This is a genomic window from Sediminibacillus sp. JSM 1682029 (assembly GCF_041366435.1).
Taxonomy (GTDB): domain Bacteria; phylum Bacillota; class Bacilli; order Bacillales; family Amphibacillaceae; genus Sediminibacillus; species Sediminibacillus terrae.
Genome location: NZ_JBEWYY010000002.1, coordinates 151,803 through 172,786 on the forward strand (window position 1 = coordinate 151,803; position 20,984 = coordinate 172,786).

A 20,984-nucleotide genomic window follows, 5' to 3' on the forward strand; every position below is an offset into this window, starting at 1 on the left:
ATAGCATATCATGATCAATTTACATCCGGTTTACATTATTAACTTATATTCCACCATCCATAATAAATAAACACTAATAATAAGACGTGTCCTCCTAAAAGAAGGTTTCATTTTTTTAAGAAAAAAATTACGTCTTTTTAATATTTCTATATTTTAATAGACATTGGCAAAAAAATAAACCCTCTTAAGGCTTATTTTTTTGTATTGATTAAATCGTTTATGCCCTCATTTCCTGTTTGACTAAATAGGCTGCGCCGATTACCCCCGCATCATTGCCCAATTTAGCCGTTACAAATTCAGCAGCGCCGCTGATCCGGGGCAATGCAAATTTGTCAAAAGCTTTCCGGAGCGGGACGAGGAGCTGGTCCCCCGCTTTGGATACCCCTCCTCCAATCACGATTTTGGATGGATTTACCACCGTGGCCGCATTAGCAATTGCCAGGCCCAAAACATCCGTTACCCGTTCCAGGATCACTTCAGAAATTTTGTCTCCGTTCTTTGCTTGCTCGAATACATCCTTGGCGGTAACTCTTCCGTTCTCTTTATATGCCGTTAGCAGAGATGTTTCCTGGTTCGATTTAATATATTGCTCAGCCTGCCTGGCAATGCCGGTTGCAGAAGCAACAGTTTCCAAACATCCATTACGACCGCAATTGCAAGGGGCACCGTCTGTTTCAACTGTAATATGGCCGATTTCCCCCGCTGTTCCATTTACTCCATTTATCACCTGTCCGTTTGCGATTATCCCACCGCCGACGCCTGTCCCGATTGTGACTGCTATCAAATTTTCTGCCTGGTTTCCTGCCCCAAGCCAATTTTCTCCCAGTGCAGCAATATTGGCGTCATTATCGACGACCACCGGCAAACCTGATAACTGGCCAAGATTTTCGGCCAATGCAAAGTTTTTCCACCCGATATTGACAGCCACAGCTACAACCCCGGTATCTGTGTCGACAAATCCAGGAGCACCAGCTCCGATTCCAATCAAATCAGATGAGCGCAAGCCAATCGCCTTTATTGTTTTGGCAACGGAAGACCATATATCTTCCGGTATGGATGAACCATTGTTTTCAAGGTTGGTCTCAATCTCCCACTTTTCCACAATGTCGCCGCTTTCTTTAATAATGGCCAGTTTTACAGTAGTCCCGCCGATATCGACGCCGACAGCGTATTTTTCTGCCATTCCGATTCCCCCTCATTGTTGTTCCCTCAGCTTCTGTTTCTCCTGTTTCAACAAAAGGATTGCCATTTGAAAATCCCTTGTTTCCATACACTGCGCTTTGTATAATTCCCTTACTTCATCTTCCATCATATCGAGGTCTGCGATTCTATCCCCCAAGTAAATGAAAGTGCCAAATCTTTTTAAATATTGTTGTATATCATAAATCGTTTTCATATTAAATCACCAAAAAACATTATACCAATCTTTTAAACGATTGGGAATGATTAACCACTAATTGTCAGTTTATGCAGAATGACACTTAATGATCAGGGCTCGCAAAAACAGTGAAAAGCCTGCAGGAACATCTTCTGTTTCTGCAGGCTTACCTTACACACCTCGTTATCGATCGGGATCCTGTGGATTTAAAAATGTAGGTCTTCTGTTTTTCAATGGAATCGGAGAGCGAAGCACAATATCTCGCAACGGCCGGGCAGAAAATGGAAAGAACGGCCATAGATAGCCAATCCGGAAAGAGTCTATCCGGACCAAGTAAAAAATCCAAATCGTAATCCCTGCAACATAGCCTTTCACTCCAAAAATAGCTGTTACAATAAGAAGGACAATCCGGAATATGCGATTAGCAAGACTGAGCTCGTAACTAGGTGTAGCAAATGTTCCAATCGCCGCTACTGCAAGATATAGCACGACTTCATAAGAAAACAGCCCCACTTCGACAGCAACTTGTCCAATCAATATGGCCGCGACAAGTCCAAGTGCAGTCGCTAACGCAGTAGGTGTATGGATCGCCGCCATCCGAAGCATGTCTATTCCTGCTTCTGCTATCAAAAACTGGATCAATATCGGAATGGCGCCGTCTTCGTTCGGTCCGATAAAAGCAAGTGCCTCCGGAAGCAATTCCGGCCTTGTCGAGAGCAAATAATATAAAGGAAGAATAAAAATGGAAGCGATCACTGCAACAAAACGAACCATCCGCAGATAGGCCCCTACCAGAGGTTTTTGCCGGTATTCTTCGGCATGCTGTAAATGATGCCAGAAGGTGGCAGGTGTGATCATAACACTGGGCGACCCGTCGATAATCACCAATATGTGCCCTTCATAAATGTGGGCCGCGGCCGTGTCCGGACGTTCTGTGTAACGTATAGTCGGATAGGGATTCCAATGTCTTCCACAAAGATATTCTTCAATGGTCTTCTCTGCCATCGGAAGACCGTCTGTATCGATTTTCTTCAGGTGTTTTTTTAACGTCTCCACTCTGCGTTTGTCGGCAATGTCTTCCAAGTAGCAAAGACAAATATCTGTTTTGGATCTTCTCCCTATACTTAAATACTCCATACGCAATGAACGGTCACGAATTCTTCTTCTGGTTAAAGCAGTGTTAAAGACAATTGTTTCTACATAGCCGTCACGCGATCCCCTTACCACTCTTTCCAAGTCCGGTTCGTCGGGGCTCCTGACTGGGTAAGTACGTGCATCAATGATGATGGCATAACGGATTCCATCCACTAACAATGCTGTTGGCCCGGCCAGTACCGTATCCACGGTTTTATCCAAATCCTCTGACTTGTCCAGTTCGATATAAGGCAAATGCGTTTTCAGCAGTTTTTCAAGTGGGTCAGGGTCCAACTGATCTGGCTCAAGTCTTGATAGAAGCTTCATCAATAAATGGAGGATATCATCCTTGACAAAGCCATCAACCATAAATAAAGCCATTTTCCTTCCTGCATACTCCAAGTCCATGTGAATGACATCGAAGCTTTTGTCCACTCCGAGGCGCTCTCGCATGTATTCAACATTTTTTTCCAGGTCACGATGTACTGGTACCTTTTTCGTTTCGTTGTCCATGTTCTCATCCTATATGGTGATTTCTTTAACACTGTTAGCTTGTACCGTTTAGGTTCGAACCATACGGAAAAAAATACAACACTATGACCCCTTCGGCATATAAACTTACAACCAGCTTCGTTTCATATAACTCCTATACGGCACATATATTCAATTAAGCAACAAATGACAAGCTGTTAAAGGAGTAGTTACATGAAAAAAAACTTGCTCATTCCGGTCATTTTATTTGCCGCCTTACTTGCTGCCAGCTTATTTTTCCTCACCGACAAAGAGAAAACAGTACTAAAATACTTTCCATTGGACGATAAAGTGTCATTTTCTTCTTATCATACAGAACTGAAAATCTTGTCCGAAATAGATACAGATGAATACGGCGTACGTTGGCAGGAAGCCTCAGAATTAGAACGCCCTATTTATTTGCGGCAGGATGTTTCCTTATTGTATATAGACGGAAAATTGAAAGGAATCCTTAGTAAATGGAAAGAGAACGGACAAACCATTGAACAAAAGTCCCCTATCCACGGGGAAGACAGCAGTCATTTCCAAGCCATCACTTTTCATCACGGAGAGATTCATTATCCGGATGATAAGATCAAAAGCATCCAGGCAATGTCCTCTGATGAATTGTATGTTATTGATTCTCCGCATACAGCCTTGGAATCTTTTGACCAGCCTCTAAATAAAAATCAGGAAGAATGGAAGCATACACTTGATACAGCCACCAACCAGCAACTCAGTTTTCATTGGAACCAGCTGATCAATCACTTTGATATTCCGGTTGATAGTTATACCATCGTTCCACTTACAGATTTGGCAAAATACGAAGACCTGCCACTTCCGGGATTGACAGACACGGAAAGTCAACAGGTCATCGGACAGCTTTGGGAAGGACTCTATAAACATTACATCCTTGGAATTGCAGGCAGTCAAAATAACAAGCAACCGATCAATACGTTCATCCCTTTGCTTTTATTTGCGAATGATGGAAGTCATTTAATGGTGCTCTTTCAAGATGAAAACGAAGAAAAACAGCAACTGCTGCAGGCCTATCCTTCATTCGATGACAAACGGTGAACCAGATTCCCAAAATCATCGTTATCCGGTTGCAGGTTCAAAGCTTTTTCTGCATGTTGTTTCGCATTGTCAATTTGATCATGGCTGGCGTACAACAAAGCCAAATTGTAATGCGCCTCGGCAAAATCCGGTTTCGCTTCCAGACTCTTCTCTAAATCATCGATTGCTGCTTCTGTTTCATCTAATTTCAAATGTGCCAGTGATCGGTAAAATAAAAGCTCGGCCTGATATTCAGTCCCATCTTCAAGCCCTCTCTCCGTATAGTTTATGGTGCGTTGGTATTCTTTTTGGTCTAAGGATTGCTGGGCAAGCTGAAGAAGATTGGCAGCTGAAAAGTGCATACCATAAAATAGCAGACCGCCTGCCATTAAAAGGTAAAGCAGGAATCCCCCCAATTGATTCAACCATTTCTTTTTACCGGGTAGGGAAACGAAAGCAGAGGCCAAAAAACCGCCAAGCAACCCTCCGATATGTGCACCATTGTCAATTTGCGGCATCATCAAACCAAAAGCAATATTTAAAGCCAATATAAACAAAAGGTTCCAGCCCATCGTCCGAAAAAACAACCGCTTGTAAAGCACACCGAAATAAAGCAAAGAACCGAAAAGACCAAATATAGCTCCGGATGCACCGGCCGAAACTTGCGTGTTGAAGGCAAAGCTGGCAAGACCGCCTGTTAATCCGGCCAGAAAATAGATTATGATAAACCGGCTTGATCCATAGAGTCTTTCTACCGCTGTGCCGAGATAAAACAAAGCAATCATATTCATGAGCAAGTGGACAACACCTATATGAAGGAACATGGAAGAAATGAGCCTCCACCATTCTCCTTGCAGGATTGCCGGGTTGTACTTTGCGCCGAACTCGATCAGTGACTGTGTATTTAAACTGCTTCCATGCCTCTCCAATAAAAAAAATAAAAGGACATTGATCGCAAGTAAGATATATGTAAACAAAGGACGCCCCTTCTGGAATACTGACTGCTCGGCCTGTTGTTGTTCAACCAGGCGTTTTTTTAAAAGGCTTTTCAATTCATATGACTGGCGCTCCATTGTTCCTTCGTTGTCGGACTGCACGGACGGTCGATCATCAAGTCCCAAATTGTCATATAATCGATGCTTTTCACTTATACGGTTCCTTTCGTCCAAATAATACACATGCATTTCTGTCTGCTTTTTATCCTTTACAAGCAACGGTTTCTTCAAGGATTCCCAATCATCGACAGGGGGTTGTGCTGCCACATATACATCGTGTATTTTCACTTTTTTGCCACCAAGCAGTTTGCGTAAATTTTGCACCTTATAAATGACTTGAGCCATGTCATTTTTTAAATGGTTTCCCCAATCAAAACTTTTATGATACAGCCGGATGACATTCGATGTATCTTTTTGTTGTTTCTCGAGCCAAATCTCCTGACTGTCCTGATCGATATGGAGTATTTCATAGTCATGGTCATGGACCAAGTCATTAGCTAAATTCAAAAAATAATATTCATCTTGTACATACATGATGCCACTCCCTCTCCCTTTTATCTTACCATGTATGACCGTCTCAATGACAAAAAACCAACCTGTGATCGTCTCGCCACTCAGATGAAAAGGATGAACCGCCTTGTCCACTAGCTCCTCTCTGTCACTTTTTTAAAACAGGACCAATAATGAAAAAATTATTGTATATGCACTGGAGATAGAAAATGCGCAGTAACTGTAATGTCCTATTCAAAAAGCGTGCTAACCACCGCTTCGGTAGCATACTTCGCTTTCCGCGGGCACGGCTTCAGCTAACTAGGTAAAGAAAACCGCTTTACCTAGTGGATCTTCAGCTCGCGCTGTTCCCGCTGGAGTCTACGCATGCTACCTACGCCAAGAAGCATGGTGTTATCGCAAACCTAGAGACTTTGAGTCCCAACAAGCCATCTTAAAAGCTTTTGTCAGGAAATGTGTACTTCTTTTCATAAATAGATAGTTGAAGTTCCATTTATTATCCTGTTCTTGGACTTTCTGCTTGTTCCCTGGCAATGTCTTTTGATGATACGGTGCATAGAGTACCATGAATAAAAATTTCGAGGCGTTTCTAAACAGAAAGCTGTTCCCAGCGAAGAAAATACCCGGTGACTCCCTCGGGAGGAAAGGCCTCGGTGAGATCCCGCAGAGCGTCAGCTCGAGGAAGCTCACCAGCCGCCCGGGGAAAGCGCAGGGTATTTTCGCAGCGTAGAACTCCAACTCAACAAAAGGAAGACGCATTCAAACTATGTCGCAGTTTATACTATAAGTGTAGAAGTCAAATCACTTAATTTGCTTCATAAAAAAGACACTCAGCTTATGATGCTGAGCGCCCTAAAATAGCAGGCATGATTTTTGACCGCACATACGGAATGTTCATCGAAACAGTCACAGCAAGCTTTCGCAGTGTATTGACTGCAAGCAGTGCGTTAAGTATTTTAAATCGTTTTTGAAAAATCATACCGGCGGTGATAATGATCGAGCATGCAATCAGAAATGACCTCATGTTCTACACCCTTTCTCACTGGATGCTCTTATCATGCACCAGGTGAATCAATTTTATGCTTTCTAAAATATCAATCCTGTTTCCGTTATGAGATGATCAACCGCAATATCGTAAGTATCTCTTGGAACCTCATCAATTAACTGTTCATTACTTGTCAAAGCAAGGGTGGAATTTGAAAAACCGGATAGAAAGCGATCGTAATATCCCCCGCCATAGCCGATCCTATAGCCTTGCCGATCAAACAATAAGCCCGGGACGATGACCAGGTCAATTTGCTGCTTCGGGATAGACTGGGCTGCATCAGGATTTGGTTCCAGTAAATCAATATAAACACACTCTAATTGGTCATAGGACTTCAAATGATAAAATATTATTTCCGGAACTTTCGGGTAACACTTGGGGACACAAACGTTTTTCTTTTCCTTCCACGCCCTTTCGATGATCATCCTGGTATCCCATTCGTGATGTTGGGAGACAGTCAAAGCAATTGTATTGGCCCTTTTCCAATAAACCGAATCGAATAAGTGTGACGCCAACTTTGTTTCTATCGATTCCCTTTTTTCAGCAGGCATGTCTTTTAGCAATTGTTTAGCCATCGTCCTCCATTCGCTTTTTTTCATTACCCAGCCCCCTATCCTTTAATGCTCGCTTTGCCATGCTTTGATTCCATCATATCAAATGAAAAGCAAGCTTGGTAAGCTTCCGCAACTTTCCGGTTCTCTCTCAAATGTGGTGGTGTGATTTTTCTTCCACCCTCTCTTTTTCGAAAGCGCATTCTAAAAACAGCTAATTTACTCAGGCCGCAGAGGGAATGAGTGTATTTCTTTGCACAATGCAGGAACACCCATCAAGAAAGAGGACACCACCACATTCAGTATTGAGCCAATTTTCGCGTCATTTAAATGAGGAGATTCATGAATTCAACAAATAAAAACCCCCGCCAAACTATGTTGGTGAGGGTTTTAACACATACAGCTTCCGGGTGAACCGGATTTACTGTAAGCTTATTTTGTTTCGCGGTGCAGTGTATGCCGACGCAAACGTGGAGAATATTTTTTTAGCTCCAAACGTTCTGGATGCTTACGTTTATTTTTAGTAGTAATATAGTTGCGGTCACCAGTTTCGGTGCAAGCAAGTGTAATGTTTACACGCATTCTTTATCCCTCCAAACCTTCTTCAAATGTAATCAACATTTCAATCTTACATATCATTTTTCAGACTTAATAATATTACCAAAAAAACATAACAATTTCAACCTCTTAACAGAAAGCATTCAAATAATCGATAGAATATGATATAACTGTTAATGGAAACAACCAATACTTCTTTCAGTAACCATAAGCAAGAACTTTATGCTTGATATTTTTTCGCCATTTAACAGGAAAACGAAACAAGTTTTGAAATAGTATAAAACGGTAAGTTCCAGATTCCTGTGTCTTCATCCAGGTAAAAGGACTGGTCGCACTTCTATTATATATATGTGAGTTCAGTAGGATTTTCATATAAAGTATTTAAGAAAAGAGGAATTACCATGGTTTATGCACTATCTGCCTTATTGGCAGTATCCATCATTTTATTGATTTTATCCTTTTTTATGAACGACCGATTCAAAGACATCGAACAGCAATTAGAGCAGCTTTCCATTTCTTCCATGCAAGAATCCTATCAAATGAAGAAAAAGCTAAGAATTCTGGAAGAAGAACTGCTTGCGGACGACATGGATTTTATGGAAAACACCAATCCTGCTTCACAAGGCACAACGCCGCCCATGTACCAAACAATCCTGGAACTCAATCACCAGGGAAAGTCAGTCGAACAAATTGCCAGGGAAACTTCCTTGAATGAGCATGACATACATTCCATTATAAAACAATTTTCTTCAAAGAGATAAGGAGAATCAGGATGAAGCAACCGATAAGGGCATTCGCCCTTGGCCTCTTGAGTGCTGTATTCGTGCTTGGCGTCAGCTATTATATCGAAGGAAAACCGACAGAAACAAAACAATCAAATGCAGAGATGCCGGCTTCCGAGATGGTTAACAAGCTGGAAGCAGAAGGATATGTCGTTAAAACGCTGGACGAAATACAGACAGAACAATCAAAAGATGATGAACAAGCCGGACCAGCAGACGAGGAAGACGAAGAAAAAACGGAGGAACAAGAAGGAAAGACACCTGCCAGTATAGACTTACAAATCAAACCGGGTATGAATACGGAGGAAATCATCGATACCCTCTATAAAGCAGGTATAGTGGAAGACCGACAGAGTTTCACTGATTATTTAACCGATCAAAATTATAGTACCGCAATCCAGACCGGTGAGTTTCATATAGAAGAAGACATGTCTTATCAAGAGATTGCTGAAACAATCACCCGTTGAGCGTCATGCTTGAACGATGGCGGTGTGTATATAAGGAAAATCCGCATGTAAAGTAGCCTGACATGGCACTCAAAGCGATACCGAGCGAATTCGAATAGCACTTAGAATTCGCTCGTTTTTTGATTTGGATACCCTTTTCTTTTAGGCTCTATACTGAATGTGGTGGTGTCCCTGTCGTGATGGGTATTCCTGCAGTGTGCAAGGTCACAGGAAAGGTAGATAAAGAAGACACGTATTCGTTTTAAAACGAGATTTTTTTGGCATCAAAGACTTTGAACGATTAAAGCATAAAATCTTATGGCAGCAAGCAGTTAAAAAGGCTCTATAGAGCGAAATAGCGTAGCAGTGGAAAATAAGCGAAACTCCTGCGGAAAAACGGGCCGCCGAGACCCCGCAGCGGGTTTTGCGAGGAGGCTCGGGCGTTCGCCCGCGGAAAGCGGGTTTATTGCGGTCTGAGTAAAATAGCTGTTCTGAGCCTTTCGATAAAGAGAGGGTGGAAGAAAAATCGCACCACCACATTTGACAGAGAAACTTCTTTTAACCTTTTGTTTGATAGTGCGCTAAGCCAGGTTACGAGAAAACCGGACCAATTGTGGAATCGTCCGGTTTCTACTTTGGCACTATGCTTTTGTCCCTGCTCCTCTTTGCTTGATCCCCTTGTGTCGGCCACATTTGGTTTTATAGACTATTTATTTAAGTCCAATGTTTCCCCTTTAACCAAATAAAGGATGCTTTCACCGATATTGGTGGTGTGATCGGCAAAACGTTCAATGTACCTTGCGCTAAAAGCCATCTGCATGATGTGTTGTATTTTTTGTGGGTTCGTCGCCGTTTTTTCGAGCATTTCCCTTACTACTTCACCATACATGTTATCGACAAGATCATCCAGCTCCGCCAGTTTTCTCGCCAGAGTGATGTCCTCATATTCAAAAGCTTTGACGGAAAGGTCCACCATTTTTAAAGCCGTTTGCTTCATATCATTTAAGGCGGGGTGGATTGTCAGTCCATGGTGTTCGCCTAAATGAATGGCTGCTTTCGCTATGTTTTTTGCGTTATCGCCCATTCTTTCTAAATCAGAGGAAATGCGCAAAGCGATGATCAACCTTCGTAAATCTGTTGCAACGGGCTGTTGCCGGGCAATCATCAAAATCGCATCTTCATTGATTTTCAGCTCCTTTTCATCCAGTTGCTTATCGTATTCGATTATCTCGTTGGCCAGGTCGATGTCCTGGTTATACAATGCTTCCATAGACTTTTCCAGCATTTTTTCCGTTTCGTGGGCAAGACTGATTATTTGGCTCCTTAACGCAGTCAATTCTACCTGGAACTGTTCTCTTGCAACCATCTTATCTCCTCTTTCCTATGAATTAACCGAACCGGCCGCTTATATAGTCTTCTGTCCGTCTGTCGGATGGCACTGAAAACAAACTATCTGTATCCGAAGCTTCTATTATTTCGCCATGAAGAAAGAATGCTGTTTGATCAGATATTCTCGCAGCCTGCTGCATATTATGGGTCACAATGACGATGGTGTATTGATTCTTCAGTTCGCTGATCAATTGCTCGATCCGGAGAGTGGAAACCGGATCCAAAGCCGAAGTGGGTTCATCCATCAATACAACACTGGGTTTGGTGGCAATTGCACGGGCAATACAAAGACGTTGCTGCTGTCCGCCTGATAAACCAAGAGCAGAACTGTTCAAGCGATCCTTCACTTCGTCCCATAAAGCAACTTGCTTCAAAGAAGTTTCCACCACTTCATCCAGTTCTTTTTTCCTTTTCATTCCATGTATTCTCGGGCCATACGCTACATTATCATAAATGGATTGCGGGAAAGGATTTCCTTTTTGAAATATCATTCCGATTTGTTTTCTTAGGTTAACTAAATCTACTTTGTCTTTTAAAATATTTTGTCCGTTAAAATGCAGTTCACCTGATAATTTAACACTTGGAATCCTTTTAACCATCAAATTCAACGTTTTGACAAAAGTCGATTTTCCACATCCAGATGGCCCGATTACCGCCGTCACTTCATTCTCCGGAATTTCGAGATGGACATTTTTCAATGCCTGGTTGTTTCCATACCATAAGTTCATGTCTTGTACATGAAAAACCGGTTTCACTGTGGTTGTTGTCTTGTTCATGTCTCTGTTCCCTCCCTTTATCCGAATCTGCCAGAAATATAATCTTCTGTCTTTTCTTGATCCGGATTGGTGAAAATCTTCTCGGTTTCTCCATATTCAATGACAGATCCATTCAAGAAAAACGCTGTTTTGTCCGAGATTCTGGAAGCCTGTTGCATGTTATGCGTGACAATAACAATCGAATAGTCTTCCTTCAATTGCAAAATCAACTCTTCAATTTTGGCATTGGAAATCGGATCCAGAGCAGATGAAGGTTCATCGAGCAGTAGTACGTTAGGTTCCATTGCAAGTGTCCGGGCGATGCAAAGTCGCTGTTGTTGTCCTCCTGACAACGATAAAGCAGAATCGTGCAGCCTGTCTTTAATCTCGTCCCATAAGGCAGCCTTCCGCAAGCTTTCTTCGACGATTTCATCTAACTGCTTTTTCTTGCGGATTCCATAGAATCGTAAAGCATGCGCGATATTGTTATAGACTGATTTAGGAAATGGATTCGGTTTTTGAAAAACCATGCCGATTTCTTTACGCAGTGCGATTGTATTAATGTTCTTTGAAAGGATATCCACGCCCTCATACATTATTTTCCCTTCATTCCAAGAAACCGGGATCAAATCGTTCATCCGGTTGATACTGCGCAGAAATGTCGACTTCCCGCAACCAGAAGGACCGATCAATGCAGTTATGGCATTTTTCTCTATATCCAGGTTGGCATGTTTCACTGCCTGATTGTCCCCATAATAAATACTCAGGTCCTCTGTCTGCAGTATGGTTTCTCTTTTTATCTCCATTGCTGTCGGATGTTTATGCAACTTTGGTTCAATTGTAATTGTAGCAGCCATATCGAATACCCCTTTATTCATTTATTTACCTGCCGTCATTTTTTTATGGACGGCGCTGCCGAGCCACCTTGCCAATAAGTTGAAAATCAATACTGCCAAAACCAGGACTGCAGAAGATCCATTTGCAATTTCCCTGATATCCGGCATGATACCATTTGTATTCACTGCCCAAATGTGAACAGCCAACGTTTCCGCCGGTCGAAAAATGTTCAACGGAGAAGTCTCTGAAAAAGGGTTTAAGTCCAGATAGTCAAGCCGCGGTGTAGACAGCCCCGCTGTAAACAACAGAGCTGCCGCTTCTCCGAATACACGCCCTGACGCAAGAATGGCGCCTGTCAAGATTCCCGGGAATGCCGATGGAATCAGCACTGTCTTGATTGTATGCCAATGAGTGATGCCCAAGGCCAGACTTGCTTCTTTCATTTCAGCAGGAACAGATCGAATGGCATCTTCACTGACACGCACCATAACCGGAATATTGAAAATCGTTAAAGCCAGCGCACCGCCTATAATGGTATAGCCCCACCCTGTCGTGTTGACAAAAACCAAGAGCCCGAACATACCGACGACGATCGAAGGCAGGGAGGCAAGCATTTCGATACAAGATCGAATGAAATTGGTCACTTTTCCCGGCTTGGCATATTCCGCCATATAAATACCACCGCATACTCCAAGCGGTACAGTGATCAGCATCGTGATAAATAAAATATAAATAGAATTGAATAGTTGATCCCTGATTCCCCCTCCTGCCCGTACAGAGCTGGAAGGAGTGGTCAAAAATTCCCAGGAAATTTGCGGTACACCTCTGAACAGAATAAACGAGAACAGCGCGGCCAGAATGGCAACGATGATAAAGGCTATTGCGATAAAGACTCCTGTGGCGATTCGATCTGCTACCTTGCTGTTCATTAGATTTTCCTCCTAGATGACAAGTATCGGACAATTAATATGAAGACAAACGAAATAATCAATAAAATCAGACCCATGGACCATAACGTGTTGTTTTCGACACTTCCATAGGTGGTGTGCCCCATGTTTAGTGTAATGATCGTCGTTAGCGTGGCAGAAGGATCTAGTAAACTGGCCGGCAGGCTCCTGACATTTCCGATGACCATTTGGACCGCCAATGCTTCGCCAAATGCCCGAGCCATCCCAAGAACGACTGCTGTCAACAAAGATGGCAATGCGGCCGGCAGCAATACTTTCCGGATTGTCTGCCATCTAGTCGCTCCGAGCGCCAAAGAACCTTCTCGTAAACTGCTCGGCAAAGCTCCCATCGCATCCGTTGCAATGGTAGTGATCGTCGGCAAAATCATGATGGACAGTACGATGGTACCTGCAAGAATACTAAAACCGGTCCCAGTGCCATGTTCTCTAATAAAAGGAACCAAAATTGTAAGCCCTATGAATCCATAAACAACAGAAGGAATTCCTACCAGCAGCTCAATGACTGGCTGCAGGACTTTCCTGCCCCAAGACGGGGCTATTTCTGTCATGAAGATCGCTCCGCCAATGCCTAACGGCGCTGCAATCAATGCGGAGAGGAAGGTGACAGCCAATGAACCAAAAATGAATGGCAATGCACCATAGCTCGGATCGTCTGCTAACGGGTTCCAGTTGGTGCTGGTTAAAAACTCAATGGGACTTACATGGTTAACTAGAAAAGATTGCAGCCCCTTCACAGTCAGGAAAATTGTTACGGACACTGTCGCTGTAATCATGATTAACGCACACAGCGTAACCAGAATTTTCCCTCTCAATTCACCTAAAGACCTGTTTCGTTTTGATTTTATTAATCGCTCTCCCGCTGATAGAGCTGCTTTATTTTCCATAGTAAACACCCCTAATAAGTCATCACAGGGCAAATGCTTTTTAGCATTTACCCTGCTTTTTTTCTTGTTTTTCCATCTTATTTATCTGTTTGATTTCCTTCTGCATCACGTTCTACTTGCATTTTGGTCGAAGCGATATATCCTTGCTCAGGTAATAGACCGGTTTGGACTTCATCACTCATTAAGTAGTCAAGGAACGTTTTGGCAAGGCCTTCTGCTTCTCCGTTTGTGTAAGAGTGCTGATAAGCCCAAATCGGGAATTCACCGCTTTGTACGTTTTCATCATTTGCTTCCACTCCATCTATTGACAGGGGTGTTACAGAGTCATCGGTAAAGTAAGAGAAAGCCAGATAACCAATCGCGCCTTCAGTTTCACTGATAATTTGCTTTACCGTATTAGAAGAATCTTCAGTGACACCCTCTGCAGGAGTTTCTCCATCAAGACCGAAGTTCACGAAAGTTGCGCGGGTTCCAGATGAATCCGGACGGTTGACCAGCGTAATATCAACATCTTCTCCACCCAATTCAGACCAGTTCGTGATTTCTCCGGTGAATACTTTTTTCAAATCTTCTTTCGAAATATCATCAATTCCCACTCCAGGATTCACTGCCGCAGTCATCCCAACTACAGCAACCTTGTGATCGACTAATTCATCAGCAGGAATGCCATCTTTTTCTTCTGCGAACACATCCGAGTTTCCAATATCTACTGTTCCTTCAGACACTTCACTAAGACCTGTACCAGATCCGCCGGCGTTGACTTGAATGTCTGCTTCAGGGTTTTCACTCATGAATTGTTCTGCTGCGGCTGCTACCAGCGGCTGCATAGCACTAGAGCCGGAAATGGTAATTGAGCCAGAGGCACTTTCATCGCTTGCACCTTCGTCTGATTCACTTTCAGAACCTTGTCCGGCATCTCTCTCTTGATCTGTTTCATTCGAACCGTTTGATTCTTGTTCTTCTCCATTGCTTGATCCACATGCTGCCAACATCCCTATCAGTAAAATCAACAATGCAGCAAAGGATAATAACTTCGTTTTCTTCATAAGTTTGTTCCCCCTATAGTCTTATAAAATGATTGTCGCCTATCCGGCTACAAATACATCGTAACGTGTTAGTTTTAAGTAGCAGTTAACTGCTTGTAAAGATCGTGTAAATTTACTAGATAAATAGTCCTGATTGGTAGATTTTGTTGTGAGGCAGGGGTGAAAGTTCCTGAATGACTTAAATGGCGGGAAAGCGGCCGTCACCTGTGACCGAAGGTGCGGCAGGCACAAAGGGCAAACGCAGATATCTTCACTTTTCAACCAAAAAAGCCCTTGGCAATATATTGCCAAGGGCTTCTCCTGTAATCTCGTTTTATTGATTTAATCTTCTACTTCTTCTTTTCCTTCCTTGCTCTGTTTCAATTCTTTGTTCACACCGTCTTTATCACGGTTTTCTTTCAATTCAAAGTATTTCTTGATGATCCTCGTTCCGATTTTATGGTTGATATCATACTGACCGTTCCCTGTTCCGTTGTTCGGCACGATGATGGCAAAGGCCACTTCCGGTTCGTCATATGGAGCATATCCGACAAGACTGAGGTTTTCCGTATCAGCTAGCTTTTTGCCATCCTTGTATACTTCGTTTTCCGCTGTACCCGTTTTGGCCGCGACTTTATACTCACTCAGGCTTCCCCATCCATGTCCTTCCGCTGTTCCTTGGGTAATAACCCTGCGGAAACCTTCATGGACACGATCCAAGTATTTATCATCCATTTCGATTTTGTTTAAGACATCCGTATTAAAGCTTTCGACGACAGAACCAAGCTCATCTCGATCAGGCTTAGGGGATCTTATCTCGCTGACCAAACGTGGTCGTATGCGGTAGCCATCGTTGGCCAATGTAGAGACATATTGGGCCAACTGCATCGTTGTATAGGTGTCATACTGACCGATGGCAAAGTCAAGCAAGTTACCGCCTTGAGGGTCGGGACCTACATAACCTGTCGCTTCATAAGGATAATCGATTCCCGTTTCGACACCGAGACCGAATTGCTTGAAATAGTTCCGCATCGTCGTAAAGGATTGGGGATCAAAGTTCATCGACTTCATGCCATAGTGGTAATTGAATTCTCCCGCCATGCGCATGGCAATATGGAACATGTACACGTTGGATGATTCTTGTAAAGCCTGGATATCAGTGACAGGTCCTAAATCTTTATAGGATGATTTTTCCAACTGGCCTATTTTAATCGTTCTATCATTAAACACTGTTCCCGGATTGATTACTCCGGCATCCAAACCTGACAACACGGTCGCACCTTTCACAGCGGAACCAGGACGATGTGCATCGTAAAGCGTCCGGTAGGATTGGTTGCGGTATTCCTTTTCCTCTCTGTCATAGTGTTGCCCAGACATGGTCAACACTTCACCCGTTTGCGGATCCATCATGACGACCAACGCATCAGACATGTATTGGTTTTTGGATGGATGCATTTCAATCGCGGTTTTCAGTTCTTCCCGGACAATTTTATCAACAGCCTGCTGTAGCTCCATATCGATAGTCAGCATCAAATCATTCCCGCGCTGTCCTTCGGTGACCACTTCTGTATTGACTACCTTACCACTGCTGTCGGTGATATACTCGACCTTTTCTTTGGTCCCCTTGAGCTCGGCTTCGTACTGTTCTTCCAACCCGCTGATACCGACACGGTCGTTCGGGCTATACCCTCTGCTTAAGTAGTACTGTTCATTTTCTTTCGGTATGCCGCGTTCCGTGCTGGATACACTTCCGATAATGTCGGAGAAAGTGCCTTCTACAGCAGAAATACGTTTCCAGTCAATCGTTGCGTCGATTCCTTCCAATTCACCTAAATGCTCGGAGACCTTTGCATACTCCTCTTCTGTGACTCCTTCATTTTTAACAATGTGAGGAGATAGCTCTGAAGCTGCGTCCAATTCTTTTTTAATCGCGATCACTTCGAGCAAGTCATCGTTCCACTCGATTTCTGCCAGCTCTTCTTCCGTGATTCGTTCCAGCATCGTATTGTATTGATCGCCGTTATCCAACTCTTCCTTTTCTTCATCTGTAAGCTTCTCTAGAGCATCTTCTTCATTTAAGAGATACCAGTACTCCTGTTTATCCCGTTCACTGACTTTTTCTTCAGCATCTTCTATGTCGATATAACCAGCAAGTTTCTTCGCCAAATCGAGGCGATCTTCTGCTTTCGCTCCATTTTTAGGAGCCGTATAGGTGATCGAACGTACCGGTTCATTATCCAATACCAGGCGCCCGTAACGGTCAAACATCTTTCCCCGGGGTACCGGTATTTCTGAAATCGTGTTCTCCGTTCGGTTGATTTCATCCTGCGCTTCCTCGCCGTTCAAGATTTGCACAACACCCAGCTGCAAAATCAAGCCGGAAAACAGCAAAAAGACAAACAAAAACAATATATTTAAACGAAAGGGAAGTTGTGCTCTTTTTTTCTTCTTCTTTCCCATATCGCTCCCCCTTTATAAATTCACATTACTGCTAGTATAACATCTTTCGGGGGAGCAGACTATTATTTATCAACGATTTTCCTCTTCCGCCAATTCTTTGGAAATGGCTGGTTTTTCCCGTGGTTCTGTGACCTTCAAATCGATGTTCTTCAAAAAGAAATAGATGATGAACGGACCTACTCCGACTCCTACCAACAAATAAGGAATCGCAGTTTCCGCCTCAAAAAGACTGACCGCTGCCAAAAATAAAAGGATCGATGTAATTCTGCCAAAATTGAGAAACAACTCTCTTACGACAATATACTCTATCCGCATCTCACCGGCCCGCCAAGCTTTACCGATGACATCATATGTCATCGAGGCATACGGGACGAACAATATTGGGTAGGAAAAACCGATAATCCCGGCGTATATGAGCAATGTCGTATAATCCAAATGAATGAGGATCAGGAATACGGACAGGCAAAGAGACAACCCTCCAATAAAAATTGCTCCCTTTCGCATTCGCGGTTTGATTAAACGGGTAGCCGCATAGTAAAACAAAAAAGAGAATCCAGAGAAAATTAAATTGAACGTGCCCAATGCCAATTCGCTGTTTGTTGTGATAAATACCCATACCGAAATGACAAAGACGAAGATACCTTCCCGCAGCCCTTGAAAGGAATGGGCATAAAGCACCCTTTTCCAATCTTTATTTTGCTTCCGTTCTTGGAAGATCCGTACAAACCGGAAAACTCCCTTTGCAGAACGACGCTTTAGAAAAAAAGTACAGACAACCGCCAGTACAAAAAGAGAGAATGAGATGGCGAATATAACGGTATAGCCTTGAAAAGACGCCATCCTGGATATGATATAACCAGCGAGTATCGGACCGATCATTCCACCAAATGATTGCAGCAGTCCTTGAAATCCATTGAAAAAATCCCTTGTTTCTGGTTCGGTTACTTCAAAGGTCAGGACATTGAAAGCCAGCCAGTAAAAACCGTAACCAATCCCGAGCAATCCGCCCAATAACATGTTATACTTGGCAGCTTGTTCACCGACCAACAAGACGGTCATAAAGAATAGGGAGAGAAATAACACGCCAAGGCGTAACACAATCACCCGGTCGACTTTCTTTGCCCAGCGCCCTGCCAGGATGAATGTAAGGGGCTGTAAAATATATATAGCTAAATTGTAGAGGGCGATTGCCATATAATCACCCGATTGCTTCCAAAGATAAATGTTCACAAAGGTATTCGACAAAAAAATCCCCAATGAATATAGTCCGCCTATTGTCAGCAGCAATTTTAAATCCTTGTCTATTTCTATATCACCTAATAGTAAATGTAACGATTTTTTCATGATTCCCGTCTCCTTTACTGTTAAACTTAGTGTTTTCTAAAGGAACGGAGTTATACAAAAGACGGAGAATTGAAATATTCCATGCAAAAAGAAAAAGTCATCCCTTATTTGCAGCTGATAAGTTTAAAACCACGAGGAAAGGTGTGAGGAAGGCGAGTGTACAAATATGAATTTTTCCATCCATTAAAAAAGGACTTGACGAGTATGACTCATCAAGTCCTTTTGCTTAGAAGCTTCTATTATTTAGCTGCTTCGTAACGCTTGGCAACTTCATCCCAGTTTACAACGTTCCAGAAAGCAGAAACGTATTCTGGACGTTTGTTTTGGTACTTAAGGTAGTAAGCATGCTCCCAAACATCCAAGCCAAGGATAGGCGTTTTTCCTTCCATGATCGGGGAGTCCTGGTTCAGCGTGCTGGTGATTTCCAGTTCGCCATTATTGACAACCAGCCAAGCCCATCCAGAACCAAAACGGCCTGTTGCAGCATTGCCGAATTCTTCTTTGAATTTGTCGAAGCTGCCGAATTTAGAATTGATTTTATCAGCTAACTCACCGGATGGTTCGCCGCCGCCATTAGGAGAAAGTACTGTCCAGAATAGTGAATGGTTGGCATGACCTCCGCCATTGTTGCGTACTGCCGTACGAACTTCAGCAGGAACACTGTCGATATCTGAAAGCAAGTCTTCGAGTGATTTGTTTTCCAAATCACTGTTTCCTTCCACCGCACCATTTAATTTCGTAACATAAGTGTTATGGTGTTTTGTGTGGTGGATGTTCATTGTTTCCTTATCGATATGCGGTTCTAATGCATCGTATGCATAAGGTAGCTCTGGTAGTTCAAATTTAGCCATTGTTAATTCCTCCTTTGAATGATATGTAGCCGGAAAAAGATGAAACTAATCATCTTTCCTTCAAAACCCAGATTATCAAAGCGTGTTTTTTCTTGCAACTTTTATGCCTTTAAAAATAGAAACTTTTCCCTTTTATCTGAAAGAAAGGAAAAACCTTTTACTTATCGACCTTTCGTTGAACTAACCGAGAAAATTCATCCCGCGACCGGAAACACCCTACTTATTATGGTTCTCTGTCAAATGTGGTGGTGTGATTTATCACTCCACCCTCTCTTTATCGAAAGGCTCACTCCAAGAAATGGCCATTTGTTTCAGGACGCAGAGCGCTTTCCACGGACGAACGCCCGAGCCTCCTCGAAAAGCCCGCTGTGAGGTCCCTGTCGCCCGTTGTTCCGCAGAAGTCTCAGGATATCGTTTAGTTCCTCTGCTACGCTTTTTCTCTCTAAAAGCCCTTTTTAACCGCTTGCCGCCATAAAATTTTATTTGGACAATAAAAAAAAGACAAGCTGCAGAATGCTTGTCCCTACTGTTTTTGATTTATATTCATAAAGTAAAATGGTGGCTCGGGACGGAATCGAACCGCCGACACACGGATTTTCAGTCCGTTGCTCTACCGACTGAGCTACCGAGCCATAAATAGCAAATAAATATGTTTTTTTCTCGCCCTGTTTTCTTGCTTCGTAGTATCCCTATGAAGTTTTGTGCTCGTCACGTTAATGGTTTATTCGGTGAATCTGCGTTCCTCGCAAACCTGCACATGGGAGTCAGTTCAGAGAAGCTGGCGGCTCTCTACCGACTGATCTACCGAGCCTTTTGTGTATTCCGGTACTTGCCTTTTCAAAGTTCCAGAAGAAATTTTATGTAAATGGAGGAGGATGAGGGATTCGAACCCCCGCGGGCGATGAAGCCCCTGGCGGTTTTCAAGACCGCTCCCTTCAGCCAGACTTGGGTAATCCTCCTCGAGTTATTGGTGGACCCTGCAGGACTCGAACCTGCGACCGATCGGTTATGAGCCGATAGCTCTAACCAGCTGAGCTAAGGGTCCTAGTAAATATATGGGGCGACCGGTGGGAATCGAACCCACGAATGCCGGAGCCACAATCCGGTGCGTTAACCACTTCGCCACGACCGCCATATTAAGTTGGTAGCGGCGGAGGGGATCGAACCCCCGACCTCACGGGTATGAACCGTACGCTCTAGCCAGCTGAGCTACACCGCCATATGGCTCCACAGGTAGGATTCGAACCTACGACCGATCGGTTAACAGCCGATTGCTCTACCACTGAGCTACTGTGGAAAGAATCAAATTGCTTTCCTTGCTGTTAATGATCTAACTTGTTGAAGCGACGAAATATAATTTACCATGAATATGTAAGACTGTCAACACTTTTTGCAGATGTTTTTAAATCGGCAACAAAAATAATATAGCATGTCCGCTTCTTCCATTCAAGCATTTTTTTAAACTTTTTTAGATCGTTCCTGCCTCTTCCTTATTTAAAAAGGGTG

The 20,984-nt window shown here is 43.2% G+C and carries 19 protein-coding genes and 6 tRNA genes; 3 read left to right on the forward strand and 22 right to left on the reverse strand.

Features of this window, described 5'->3' with window-relative positions; genetic code table 11:
* Nucleotides 1–217: 217 nt before the first annotated feature.
* The 3 genes from ABVF09_RS04635 to ABVF09_RS04645 form a co-directional block, all read right to left on the reverse strand.
* The gene (locus tag ABVF09_RS04635) at nucleotides 218–1,183 is read right to left on the reverse strand and encodes an ROK family glucokinase (protein WP_026569953.1); all 966 of its coding nucleotides are present in this window, start codon (nucleotides 1,181–1,183) and stop codon (nucleotides 218–220) included.
* Nucleotides 1,184–1,195: 12 nt separating this feature from the next.
* Nucleotides 1,196–1,396 (reverse strand): YqgQ family protein, encoded by a 201-nt coding sequence (locus ABVF09_RS04640; protein WP_026771169.1) that lies wholly within the window; start codon nucleotides 1,394–1,396, stop codon nucleotides 1,196–1,198.
* A gap of 165 nt (nucleotides 1,397–1,561) precedes the next feature.
* Nucleotides 1,562–3,025 (reverse strand): spore germination protein, encoded by a 1,464-nt coding sequence (locus tag ABVF09_RS04645; RefSeq protein ID WP_026569951.1) that lies wholly within the window; start codon nucleotides 3,023–3,025, stop codon nucleotides 1,562–1,564.
* 192 nt (nucleotides 3,026–3,217) lie between these two features.
* Here ABVF09_RS04645 and ABVF09_RS04650 point away from each other — a divergent pair, with 192 nt between their 5' ends.
* A complete protein-coding gene (locus ABVF09_RS04650; protein ID WP_371068700.1) occupies nucleotides 3,218–4,099 on the forward strand; it encodes a hypothetical protein in 882 nt (293 codons plus the stop codon).
* On the opposite strand, the gene ABVF09_RS04655 is transcribed toward ABVF09_RS04650, so the two are convergent.
* The 4 genes from ABVF09_RS04655 to rpmG form a co-directional block, all read right to left on the reverse strand.
* Nucleotides 4,072–5,718: a rhomboid family intramembrane serine protease gene (locus ABVF09_RS04655; RefSeq protein ID WP_371068701.1), complete on the reverse strand. Its 1,647-nt coding sequence runs from the start codon at nucleotides 5,716–5,718 to the stop codon at nucleotides 4,072–4,074. The two genes, ABVF09_RS04650 and ABVF09_RS04655, sit on opposite strands and share 28 nt — an antisense overlap.
* Nucleotides 5,719–6,418: 700 nt before the next feature.
* Nucleotides 6,419–6,607, reverse strand: a complete 189-nt coding sequence (locus ABVF09_RS04660) for a hypothetical protein (RefSeq protein ID WP_026569948.1) — start codon at nucleotides 6,605–6,607, stop codon at nucleotides 6,419–6,421.
* 62 nt (nucleotides 6,608–6,669) lie between these two features.
* Nucleotides 6,670–7,227: a 5-formyltetrahydrofolate cyclo-ligase gene (locus ABVF09_RS04665; RefSeq protein ID WP_026569947.1), complete on the reverse strand. Its 558-nt coding sequence runs from the start codon at nucleotides 7,225–7,227 to the stop codon at nucleotides 6,670–6,672.
* Nucleotides 7,228–7,611: 384 nt separating this feature from the next.
* Entirely contained in the window at nucleotides 7,612–7,761 is a 150-nt protein-coding gene (rpmG, locus tag ABVF09_RS04670) for a 50S ribosomal protein L33 (protein ID WP_026771167.1), read from the reverse strand.
* A 377-nt stretch (nucleotides 7,762–8,138) separates the two neighbouring features.
* Between rpmG and ABVF09_RS04675 the strand changes: the two genes are divergently transcribed.
* Both ABVF09_RS04675 and ABVF09_RS04680 read left to right on the forward strand, forming a co-directional pair.
* Nucleotides 8,139–8,498 carry a hypothetical protein gene (locus ABVF09_RS04675; protein ID WP_026569946.1) on the forward strand — a complete coding sequence of 120 codons (360 nt, stop codon included), beginning with the start codon at nucleotides 8,139–8,141 and terminating at the stop codon, nucleotides 8,496–8,498.
* Between the two features lie 11 nt (nucleotides 8,499–8,509).
* Nucleotides 8,510–8,986, forward strand: a complete 477-nt coding sequence (locus ABVF09_RS04680; RefSeq protein WP_026569945.1) for an endolytic transglycosylase MltG — start codon at nucleotides 8,510–8,512, stop codon at nucleotides 8,984–8,986.
* Nucleotides 8,987–9,671: 685 nt separating this feature from the next.
* Here the strand turns inward: ABVF09_RS04680 and phoU are convergent.
* The 15 genes from phoU to ABVF09_RS04755 form a co-directional block, all read right to left on the reverse strand.
* The gene (gene phoU, locus ABVF09_RS04685; RefSeq protein WP_026569944.1) at nucleotides 9,672–10,331 is read right to left on the reverse strand and encodes a phosphate signaling complex protein PhoU; all 660 of its coding nucleotides are present in this window, start codon (nucleotides 10,329–10,331) and stop codon (nucleotides 9,672–9,674) included.
* A 22-nt stretch (nucleotides 10,332–10,353) separates the two neighbouring features.
* Nucleotides 10,354–11,130 carry a phosphate ABC transporter ATP-binding protein PstB gene (gene pstB / locus ABVF09_RS04690; RefSeq protein ID WP_026569943.1) on the reverse strand — a complete coding sequence of 259 codons (777 nt, stop codon included), beginning with the start codon at nucleotides 11,128–11,130 and terminating at the stop codon, nucleotides 10,354–10,356.
* Nucleotides 11,131–11,147: 17 nt separating this feature from the next.
* Nucleotides 11,148–11,915 (reverse strand): phosphate ABC transporter ATP-binding protein PstB, encoded by a 768-nt coding sequence (gene pstB, locus ABVF09_RS04695; protein ID WP_235162463.1) that lies wholly within the window; start codon nucleotides 11,913–11,915, stop codon nucleotides 11,148–11,150.
* A 72-nt stretch (nucleotides 11,916–11,987) separates the two neighbouring features.
* Nucleotides 11,988–12,875 (reverse strand): phosphate ABC transporter permease PstA, encoded by an 888-nt coding sequence (gene pstA, locus ABVF09_RS04700; RefSeq protein ID WP_026569941.1) that lies wholly within the window; start codon nucleotides 12,873–12,875, stop codon nucleotides 11,988–11,990.
* Nucleotides 12,875–13,798 carry a phosphate ABC transporter permease subunit PstC gene (gene pstC / locus ABVF09_RS04705; RefSeq protein WP_026569940.1) on the reverse strand — a complete coding sequence of 308 codons (924 nt, stop codon included), beginning with the start codon at nucleotides 13,796–13,798 and terminating at the stop codon, nucleotides 12,875–12,877. Before pstC ends, pstA begins: the two co-directional genes overlap by 1 nt.
* Nucleotides 13,799–13,875: 77 nt before the next feature.
* On the reverse strand, nucleotides 13,876–14,844 hold the full coding sequence (locus ABVF09_RS04710; protein ID WP_371068702.1) for a phosphate ABC transporter substrate-binding protein: 969 nt from the start codon (nucleotides 14,842–14,844) through the stop codon (nucleotides 13,876–13,878).
* 321 nt (nucleotides 14,845–15,165) lie between these two features.
* The gene (locus ABVF09_RS04715) at nucleotides 15,166–17,283 is read right to left on the reverse strand and encodes a peptidoglycan D,D-transpeptidase FtsI family protein (RefSeq protein ID WP_026569938.1); all 2,118 of its coding nucleotides are present in this window, start codon (nucleotides 17,281–17,283) and stop codon (nucleotides 15,166–15,168) included.
* 69 nt (nucleotides 17,284–17,352) lie between these two features.
* A complete protein-coding gene (locus tag ABVF09_RS04720) occupies nucleotides 17,353–18,627 on the reverse strand; it encodes an MFS transporter (protein WP_026771162.1) in 1,275 nt (424 codons plus the stop codon).
* 239 nt (nucleotides 18,628–18,866) lie between these two features.
* The gene (gene sodA, locus ABVF09_RS04725; RefSeq protein ID WP_026569936.1) at nucleotides 18,867–19,478 is read right to left on the reverse strand and encodes a superoxide dismutase SodA; all 612 of its coding nucleotides are present in this window, start codon (nucleotides 19,476–19,478) and stop codon (nucleotides 18,867–18,869) included.
* Nucleotides 19,479–20,034: 556 nt separating this feature from the next.
* Nucleotides 20,035–20,110: transfer RNA gene (locus tag ABVF09_RS04730), tRNA-Phe, on the reverse strand.
* 234 nt (nucleotides 20,111–20,344) lie between these two features.
* Nucleotides 20,345–20,437: transfer RNA gene (locus ABVF09_RS04735), tRNA-Ser, on the reverse strand.
* Nucleotides 20,438–20,446: 9 nt separating this feature from the next.
* Nucleotides 20,447–20,523, reverse strand: a tRNA-Ile gene (locus tag ABVF09_RS04740).
* A gap of 11 nt (nucleotides 20,524–20,534) precedes the next feature.
* Nucleotides 20,535–20,610 (reverse strand) — tRNA-His (locus ABVF09_RS04745).
* Between the two features lie 10 nt (nucleotides 20,611–20,620).
* A tRNA-Met gene (locus ABVF09_RS04750) sits at nucleotides 20,621–20,697 on the reverse strand.
* Nucleotides 20,698–20,700: 3 nt separating this feature from the next.
* A tRNA-Asn gene (locus ABVF09_RS04755) sits at nucleotides 20,701–20,775 on the reverse strand.
* Nucleotides 20,776–20,984 lie beyond the last annotated feature (209 nt).

Bases quoted from the DNA above. Each gene is read 5' to 3' on its own strand.
- ABVF09_RS04635 (WP_026569953.1), bottom strand. From the start codon at position 1,183: ATGGCAGAAAAATACGCTGTCGGCGTCGATATCGGCGGGACTACTGTA.
- rpmG (WP_026771167.1), bottom strand. From the start codon at position 7,761: ATGCGTGTAAACATTACACTTGCTTGCACCGAAACTGGTGACCGCAAC.
- ABVF09_RS04675 (WP_026569946.1), top strand. From the start codon at position 8,139: ATGGTTTATGCACTATCTGCCTTATTGGCAGTATCCATCATTTTATTG.
- ABVF09_RS04640 (WP_026771169.1), bottom strand. From the start codon at position 1,396: ATGAAAACGATTTATGATATACAACAATATTTAAAAAGATTTGGCACT.
- pstB (WP_026569943.1), bottom strand. From the start codon at position 11,130: ATGAACAAGACAACAACCACAGTGAAACCGGTTTTTCATGTACAAGAC.
- ABVF09_RS04680 (WP_026569945.1), top strand. From the start codon at position 8,510: ATGAAGCAACCGATAAGGGCATTCGCCCTTGGCCTCTTGAGTGCTGTA.
- pstB (WP_235162463.1), bottom strand. From the start codon at position 11,915: ATGGAGATAAAAAGAGAAACCATACTGCAGACAGAGGACCTGAGTATT.
- ABVF09_RS04710 (WP_371068702.1), bottom strand. From the start codon at position 14,844: ATGAAGAAAACGAAGTTATTATCCTTTGCTGCATTGTTGATTTTACTG.
- ABVF09_RS04660 (WP_026569948.1), bottom strand. From the start codon at position 6,607: ATGAGGTCATTTCTGATTGCATGCTCGATCATTATCACCGCCGGTATG.
- sodA (WP_026569936.1), bottom strand. From the start codon at position 19,478: ATGGCTAAATTTGAACTACCAGAGCTACCTTATGCATACGATGCATTA.
- ABVF09_RS04715 (WP_026569938.1), bottom strand. From the start codon at position 17,283: ATGGGAAAGAAGAAGAAAAAAAGAGCACAACTTCCCTTTCGTTTAAAT.
- phoU (WP_026569944.1), bottom strand. From the start codon at position 10,331: ATGGTTGCAAGAGAACAGTTCCAGGTAGAATTGACTGCGTTAAGGAGC.
- ABVF09_RS04665 (WP_026569947.1), bottom strand. From the start codon at position 7,227: ATGAAAAAAAGCGAATGGAGGACGATGGCTAAACAATTGCTAAAAGAC.
- pstA (WP_026569941.1), bottom strand. From the start codon at position 12,875: ATGAACAGCAAGGTAGCAGATCGAATCGCCACAGGAGTCTTTATCGCA.
- ABVF09_RS04650 (WP_371068700.1), top strand. From the start codon at position 3,218: ATGAAAAAAAACTTGCTCATTCCGGTCATTTTATTTGCCGCCTTACTT.
- pstC (WP_026569940.1), bottom strand. From the start codon at position 13,798: ATGGAAAATAAAGCAGCTCTATCAGCGGGAGAGCGATTAATAAAATCA.
- ABVF09_RS04720 (WP_026771162.1), bottom strand. From the start codon at position 18,627: ATGAAAAAATCGTTACATTTACTATTAGGTGATATAGAAATAGACAAG.
- ABVF09_RS04645 (WP_026569951.1), bottom strand. From the start codon at position 3,025: ATGGACAACGAAACGAAAAAGGTACCAGTACATCGTGACCTGGAAAAA.